1 protein-coding gene is annotated in these 6,546 nt (G+C 61.4%); it reads left to right on the top strand.

Features of this window, described 5'->3' with window-relative positions; all coding sequences use genetic code 11:
• A partial coding sequence (locus ACKAMS_RS33450) for an amino acid adenylation domain-containing protein (RefSeq protein ID WP_408990104.1) occupies window positions 1–6,546 on the top strand: 6,546 nt, incomplete at both ends.

Raw genomic sequence — 6,546 nt, 5'->3', positions numbered from 1 at the left:
TATCCGACGGATGCGGACGGCCCGTATCAGGTGGTCGTCCCGACCGCAGAAGCTGTCCCCGCCCTTGTTCCTGTCAAGGTTGATCCCGAATCGCTCGATCAGGTGCTGTTGGATTGCGTCCGAATCGCTTTCGACGTGACGAAGCGAGTTCCGGTCGAGGCGACGCTCCTCGAGATCGGGCCAGAGCAGTATGTGCTGATCACTGTCGTGCATCACATTTCGTCCGATGGTTGGTCGATGATGCCCTTCACCCGAGACGTCATCACCGCGTATTCGGCGCGGATCGCCGGCAACGCGCCGGACTGGGAACCGTTGGCCGTCCAGTACGCGGATTACGTTCTGTGGCAACGCGATGTTCTCGGTTCGGAGGACGATCCCACCTCGATTATTTCCGAGCAGGTATCGCATTGGGAGACTGCACTGCGGGGAATCCCGGATCAGTTGGAGTTGCCGTCCTTCCGTCCCCGTCCTACTCAACAGTCTTACCGTGGTGACAAACTGCGATTCTCGATCGAGCCGGAACTACGCGGCTCTCTGCTCGAAGTTGCCCGCGCACATAATGCTTCGCTGTTCATGGTGGTGCATTCGGCGCTCGCTGTATTGCTGGCCAAGCTGTCCGGTACCACTGACATCGTCGTCGGCACGCCGATCGCGGGCCGAGGCGAGGAACTGCTCGACGATCTGGTCGGCATGTTCGTCAACACATTGGTGCTTCGGACCGAGGTGGACGAGGACGGGTCGTTCGCTGATCTGCTCAAGCAAGCACGCTCGCAAGACCTTGCCGCCTTCTCGAATGGGGATCTGCCGTTCGAACGTCTCGTCGAGGTGCTCAATCCGACTCGATCGACCGGGCGCAATCCGCTCTTCCAGGTCGGACTTACTTTCCAGAACCACGAGCAAGGTCGCCTCGATCTGCCAGGACTGACCGTGTCGGTCATCGAGTTCGAAACTCAGATGTCCAAAATCGACCTTCAGGTCACTGTGGTGGATCCGGGCCCTTCGACTGGGGCTGATCGTCGTGTGGACGTCGAGTTCGAATACGCCACCGATCTTTTCGACGAGCGAATCGTCTCGGAGTTCGCCCAGCGCTTCCTTCGAATACTCGAAACCGTTGCGCAGGATCCCACAGTCGTGGTCAGCGCAATCGACGTACTCGATGCCGGCGAGCGTACGCGGATGATCGGGGACTGGAATGCTACGTCGCACGACGTTGTTTCCGTTCCGTCTCTGCTGTCGGCGTTCGAATCGCATGTCGCAGCCGACCCCGACGCGACAGCATTGGTCTTCGAGTCGGAGTCGTTGACCTACGCCGACTTTTCGCAGCGTGTCAATCGCTTGGCTCGACACCTCATCGCGAACGGCGTCGGTCCGGAAAGCCTTGTTGCGCTAGCTATCCGACGTTCCTCTGATTTGGTGGTCGGCATGTACGCAGTGCTGGCCGCGGGTGCCGGGTACGTACCGGTCGACCCCGATCACCCGGTGGAACGAATCGGCTACATTCTCGACGCGGCAGCGCCCGTGTGCGTTCTCACGACCGACCGAGACGAATTCTCCGAAGCAGGGGAGAGGTCTGTCTTCGATATCGACTCGCTTGATCTGTCCGGGTACGCCTCCGGGCCGATCGCGGACTCGGAGCGGACGAGGCCGCTTCACGCAGACGCTGTTGCATACGTGATGTTCACATCCGGTTCGACCGGAAAGCCAAAGGGCGTCACTATTACTCATCGCGCGATCGTCAACCAGACGGAATGGATGGCCGAACGGTACGCAGTCACGGCCTCGGACGCCTATCTGCAGAAGACGGCGACGACCTTCGACGTCTCCCTGTGGGGGTTCTTCCTCACTTTGGCTCGCGGCGGTCGTTTGATCGTCGCATCCGCGGACGGGCATCGTGATCCTGCATACCTGGCCGATCTCGTTGCGCGCCATGGTGTAACGCTGACTGACTTCGTTCCGTCGATGCTCACGGTTTTCGCCTCGACTGTGGACCGAGGCGACTGCGCGACGCTACGGGATGTGTTCGTCATCGGCGAGGCACTACCGGCTTCGGCTGTACGGGCCTTCCGTGAGATCTCCGGCGCCCGGTTGCACAATCTCTACGGTCCGACGGAAGCAACCGTCAGCATCACCAGTCACCAAGTAACCGACGAGGATTCGTATGTGGTGCCGATCGGACTCCCGCAATGGAACTCGCAGGTCTACGTACTCGATTCCCACCTGACGCCCGTCCCGGCAGGAACACCGGGCGAGCTCTACCTGGCCGGTGTGCAGTTGGCGCGTGGCTATCACAGCCGGGTCGATCTGACATCTGATCGATTCGTCGCGGACCCGTTCGGTTCTCCAGGTGCCCGGATGTACCGCACCGGTGACCTCGTGCGTTGGGGAGTAACTCCCACCGGCGCAGACGCCGCCGTCGAACTCGACTACATCGGACGCACCGACTTCCAGGTGAAGTTCCGCGGGCAACGGATCGAACTTGCCGAGATCGAATCTGTCATCGCCGGCAGTTCGGACGTTGCGCAGTCCGTCGTGTTGGTTGTCGCTACCGACACCGGCGAACACCTCGTCGGATACGTCGTTCCGGCGAGCGGGCGCACTGTCAGCTACGAATCGGTGCGTTCCGCAGCAGCCCAACAGTTGCCGTCCTACATGCTCCCGACGGCCGTCGTGGTCCTCGACGAACTACCGCTCAACACGAGCGGAAAGCTCGACCGCAAAGCGCTTCCCGTCCCGGAGTTCCGCGTCAAGGAGTTCCGCGCGCCGAACACGCCGATCGAACAGATCGTCGCAAATATCTTCGGCGAAGTACTCGGCGTTACCCGGGTGGGTGTGGACGACGATTTCTTCGAACTCGGCGGTAATTCGCTGATCGCCACGCAAGTGACAGCGCGACTCGGCGAAGCGCTCAACACGCGGGTACCGGTGCGGTTGCTCTTCGAAGCTCCGACGGTTGGGGCATTGGCGAGCCAGGCGGAATCCGCAGGCGGACTCGGGCGCATAGCGCTGACTTCGGCTCACCGCCCCGATCCGGTTCCGTTGGCATTGGCGCAGCAGCGCATGTGGTTCCTCAACAGGTTCGATGCGGATTCCGCGGTCAACAACATTCCTGTTGCCATCCGGCTGTCGGGGCATCTGGACGTCGATGCCCTGACTAGCGCGATAGGCGACGTGATCGCGCGGCACGAGATCTTGCGTACCTACTACCCGGAGGATCGCGGGGTTCCTCGGCAGGCCGTACTACCGGTCGGAGACGTCGCTCCCGACCTGATCGTCGATCGGGTCGAGGAAACCGATCTGTTGACGACGGTCGGTGAGTTCCTCTCGCAGGGCTTCGACGTGACAACGACAGTGCCTGTTCGGATGGCGTTGTTCGCGCTCGACGAGCGTGAACACGTCTTCGTGTTCGTCGCTCATCACATCAGTGCCGATGGTGTGTCGATGGGTCCTCTGACTCGCGACGTCATGGTTGCCTACGACGCGCGTCTGCGCGGAGATGCTCCGAACTGGTTGCCACTTGCCGTCCAGTTCAAGGACTTCAGCGTCTGGCAGCGTGAGGTCCTCGGCACCGAGGACGATCCGAGTTCGCTCGTTTCACAGCAGGTGTCGTACTGGAGGGAAACACTGGGCGGTCTTCCCGAGCAGATCGAATTGCCCTCGGACCGTCCACGACCGAACCGCTCTTCCGGCCAGGGCGCGAGTGTTCGTTTCGACATCGACGGAACGACACATCGCGCTCTGAACCGGGTGGCCCGTGAAACGGGCACAACCGAGTTCATGGTGGTCCACGCGGCCGTTGCGGTGTTGATGGCCAGGCTGTCTGGCACTTCCGACATCGCGGTCGGCACCTCGGTCTCCGGGCGCGGTGAGCGTGCGCTCGACGACTTGATCGGAATGTTCGTCAATACACTGGTACTCAGAACAGACGTGGATCCGTCACACTCGTTCGCGGACCTCCTCTCGGATGTCCGTGAGACAGACCTTGCGGCGTTCGGTAATGCTGACGTGCCGTTCGAGCGTCTGGTCGAGGTTCTCGATCCGCAGCGCTCGCAGGCTCGCCATCCTCTCTTCCAGGTCATGCTGACCTTCCAGAACCAGCGCCAGGGTGAACTGGAGTTGGCCGACCTTCGGATCAGTGCAGTCGATTCGGCCACCGACGTGGCAAAGTTCGACTTGCAGTTCACCTTCGGTGAGTACCTCGACGATTCGGGTGTTCCATCGGGGATGGTCGGTGACATCACCTACGCCACGGACCTCTTCGACGAGTCGACGATTTCGGAGTTCGTCGACCGCTTCCAGCGTGTTCTGGATGCGATAGTTCTCGATCCGTCCGTTTCGGTAGGCGACATCGATCTTGTCGCCGCAGACGAGCGGACTCTGTTGCTCGACACGTGGAACATTCCGGCCGTATCCGATTCAAGCGTCACACTTGTCGAAATTTTCGAGCGTGTCGCAGCCGATCGGGCAGACGCCGTTGCCGTCACTGCCGGCTCGGAGGCGTTGACCTACGCCGAACTCGACGCGCGTTCGAATCGCTTGGCGCGGATGTTGATCCGGCACGGTGTCGGAGCCGAGTCCCTGGTGGCGATCGGGCTGCCGAGGTCGGCGGATCTGATCGTGGCCATTGTCGCGGTTCTCAAGACCGGTGCGGGCTACCTCCCCATCGATCTGGACAGCCCGTCCGAGCGAATTTCGTTTGTACTCGGCGATGCCGAGCCATCGTGTGTCTTGTCGGTCTCGGAGGAGTCCTCGAAGTTCTCGGCTCGCGGTATCCCGGTTCTCGACGTGGCGAACCTGGACGTTGCCGTCGACGACACACCGATTGCGGACGACGAGCGGACTGCGGTTCTACGAGCGTCCAATACTGCCTACGTGATCTACACTTCCGGATCGACTGGAACACCCAAGGGTGTTCGGATTCCGCACACCAACGTCGTTCGCCTGTTCGAGAACACCAGAGAGATGTTCGATTTCGACGAGACCGACGTGTGGACGATGTTCCACTCGTACGCATTCGACTTCTCGGTATGGGAACTGTGGGGACCGCTGCTGTTCGGTGGGCGACTCGTTGTAGTCGACTATCCGACCTCTCGTTCGCCCGAGCAGTTCCTTGCGTTGGTCGAACGCGAAGAGGTCACTGTTCTCAATCAGACTCCGTCCGCGTTCTATCAGTTCGCCGAGGCGGATCGACTCCGCGACGTCTCGGCCGACCCGGCTCGGTTGTCGTTGCGCTACGTGATCTTCGGTGGCGAGGCTCTCGATTTCGCCCAGATGTCACGCTGGTTCGACCGCCGCGGTGATCATGATCCGAAGCTCGTCAACATGTACGGCATCACCGAGACCACGGTTCACGTCTCGTTCTTGCAGATCGACGAGGCATTGGCGCGCAGCTCCGCAGCCAGTGTGATCGGTCGGGCGATCCCGGGCTTGCGGGTGTACGTACTCGACGAGCGCTTGCAGCTGGTGCCGGTCGGTACTCCGGGCGAGATGTATGTTGCGGGTGGGCAGTTGGCGCGTGGATACCTGGGTCGGACCGATTTGAGCTCGACTCGCTTCGTCGCGGATCCGTTCGGAACCGCAGGCGAACGGATGTACCGCACCGGTGACCTCGCTCGTTGGAACCGTGCCGGTCTACTCGAGTACTCCGGTCGCACCGACTTCCAGGTCCAGTTGCGGGGTTTCCGCATCGAGATGGGTGAAATCGAAGCGGCGTTGCTCCGATCTGCCGGAGTATCGCGGGCCGTCGCACTGGTCCGCCACGACGAGCATCTCGGCGATCAATTGGTCGCCTACGTCGTACCGGAGGCTGGTTCGGTACTCGACCCGGCAGCTCTGCGCGAGGACGTCGGGCAGTTCCTGGCCGCATACATGGTGCCCGACGCGGTCGTGATTCTCGACGAACTCCCGCTGACGAACAACGGAAAACTTGATCTTCGTGCTCTGCCCGCGCCGGTGTTCGTCGTGCGAGAGTTCCGCGCACCGATCACGTCCACGGAGCAGGTCGTCGCGGAGGTGTTCGCCGACCTGTTGAGCCATGATCGCGTAGGGCTCGACGACGATTTCTTCGATCTCGGTGGAAACTCGCTTGTCGCCACTCAGTTGGTTGCCAGACTGGGTAAGGCTCTCGACACGCAGATTCCCGTTCGCGTTCTGTTCGAGACGTCGACGGTCGAGGGTCTTGCCTCGCGAATTCAGTCTCACGTCGGTGAAGGCGGACGCCTCGAGTTGGCGTCTGTCGTTCGGCCGGAACGTATTCCGTTGTCGTTGGCGCAGCAGCGGATGTGGTTCCTGAACCGTTTCGACACCGAGTCGGCAGTCAACAACGTACCGATGGTCGTGCGACTGACCGGAACTCTCGACATCCCCGCAATGGACACTGCGGTGAAAGACGTGCTCGCGCGCCACGAGGTTCTCCGCACGCGGTATCCGGAGGTCGACGGGGTCGGATTCCAGGAGATCCTGTCTGTCTCCGAGGTCGGAATCGACCTGGCCCCCGAGTCGGTCGAGGTTGATCGTGTGGGGGGTGTGATTGCTGGGGTGGTGTCGGCG

Source organism: Rhodococcus sp. 5A-K4 (assembly GCF_046097995.1).
Classification (GTDB): domain Bacteria; phylum Actinomycetota; class Actinomycetes; order Mycobacteriales; family Mycobacteriaceae; genus Rhodococcus_F; species Rhodococcus_F erythropolis.
Note: the sequence above shows the minus strand (reverse complement) of the source record. Positions and strands in the feature narration are given on the sequence as shown.